1 protein-coding gene is annotated in these 988 nt (G+C 69.1%); it reads right to left on the reverse strand.

The window, feature by feature from the left end; genetic code table 11:
• Positions 1 to 283 precede the first annotated feature (283 nt).
• Positions 284 to 601 (reverse strand): TonB-dependent receptor, encoded by a 318-nt coding sequence (locus I55_RS24865; RefSeq protein WP_044563412.1) that lies wholly within the window; start codon positions 599 to 601, stop codon positions 284 to 286.
• Between the last annotated feature and the right edge of the window lie 387 nt (positions 602 to 988).

A 988-nucleotide genomic window follows, 5' to 3' on the forward strand; every position in this document is an offset into this window, starting at 1 on the left:
GATCACCGCCTCCCCGCCGGGCTGGCATAACCCCGGGCCGTGGCGGCCGGCCGCCGGGACACCGGCGAGGACGCGGCGCGCGACGGACCCGCCAGGCCCAGTCCCACGCCGGCCACGGCCATTTTCAGCAAATCACGGCGTATAGGCATCCGCATCCCGTGTCTGGGGCCCGCAACGGAAACGGGCCGGTTCATCCGGCCTCATTCTCCCGCGGAACAGGGCCCCCGCAGAATAGGGAAAGGTCCTGGTGACCGCCACCAGGACCTTCCGTCACAGAGCAGGATCAGTAGCTGTACTTCATGCTGACCAGGATGGTCCGGCCCGTCTCCACCACGTCGGAGATGGCCAGGCTCGACTTGCCGATGTGCGACCAGTAGGAGACGTCGTCGAACAGGTTGGCCACCGACAGGTCGGCCCGCACGCCATAGCCGAAGTCGTAGCCGGCATGCAGGTCCACCCGCTGCGACGACCGGACCCACAGGTCGTCCCAGCTGCTGCCCAGGCCCAGGTAATCGTACTGGGCCACATAGGCACCGGTGTAGTGGTAGATCAGGTCCAGGGTGAAGCCGTCCTTTTCATAGAAGGCCTCGATATTGGCCATCCAGTCCGGAGCGTTCTGGATGCTTCAACGATTACTGGGGCCGCTACTACCGCGACCGGCCCTGGTTCAGTGAACGCCACCGCTGGGAGCGCATCGCCCCGCCCCGTCCCATCTATCATCCGGGCCATGAGTTCCGCCCCGGCCCCGGCCCGGGCCGCCCGGGGTGGGATCATCACGACTATCGCCCGGGCCCAGGCCCAGGCGATCATCACGACCACCGCCCGGACGACCACCGCCCAGGTCCCGGACCTGGCCGTCCGGCCCGGGGCCGGGCGGGGACCATCATGACAACCGTCCTGGTCCCGGGCCGGGCGGGCGCCACGGTGGCCCGGCGGGGATCACCGGGGCGGCGATGACCACGGCCCCCCACATCAGCGCTGAGCCACC

The sequence above is a fragment of the Azospirillum sp. B4 genome (genome assembly GCF_000333275.1).
GTDB lineage: Bacteria > Pseudomonadota > Alphaproteobacteria > Azospirillales > Azospirillaceae > Nitrospirillum.

Excerpts from the sequence above, each read along its gene's own strand:
- I55_RS24865 (WP_044563412.1), bottom strand. The coding sequence starts at position 601 with ATGGCCAATATCGAGGCCTTCTATGAAAAGGACGGCTTCACCCTGGAC.